The 645-nt window shown below is 61.4% G+C and carries 1 protein-coding gene; it reads left to right on the forward strand.

The features are described 5' to 3' along the window. Positions 1 to 645: group II intron maturase-specific domain-containing protein (locus QT231_RS24285; protein ID WP_308339331.1), on the forward strand; the 645-nt coding region annotated here is incomplete at both ends.

Consider the following 645-nt stretch of genomic DNA (forward strand, 5'->3'; position numbering starts at 1 on the left):
TTCTTCGACCGAGTGAACCACGACCTGCTGATGGCACGGGTGGCGCGGCGCGTTGACGACAAGCGCGTGCTGCGTCTTATCCGCCGCTATCTGGAGGCGGGCATGTTCCAGCACGGCTTGCCCACGCCAAGACGGCAGGGAGCGCCCCAAGGCGGGCCACTCAGCCCGCTGCTGGCGAACATCCTGCTGGACGACATGGACAAGGAGCTGGAACGCCGAGGCCACCGCTTCTGCCGCTACGCTGATGACGTGCAGGTGTATGTCAAAAGTCGGCGAGCAGGCGAGCGTGTCATGGAAAGCTTGAGTGAGTATCTCGAGAGCTCACTTCGGCTGACGGTCAACCGTACGAAAAGTGCGGTGGATCGGCCATGGAAACGCGGCTACCTGGGCTACAGTCTTACTCGGCACAAGCAGTCGAAACTGACGCTAGCCAAGAGCAGCCTGAAGCGAATGATGCAGCGTGTCCGTGAGATCCTGAAGCGTGGGAGGGGGCGTCACATCCAGCGAGTGATCAAGGGGTTGGAACCCGTCCTGCGGGGTTGGGCCAACTACTTTGACCTCGTTGATGTAAAGCGCCCGCTGGAAGCGCTGGATCAATGGATACGCCGCCGCTTACGCGGCCTGATCTGGCGGCAATGGAAACGC

The sequence above is a fragment of the Halomonas sp. SpR1 genome (assembly GCF_031010175.1).
GTDB lineage: Bacteria > Pseudomonadota > Gammaproteobacteria > Pseudomonadales > Halomonadaceae > Vreelandella.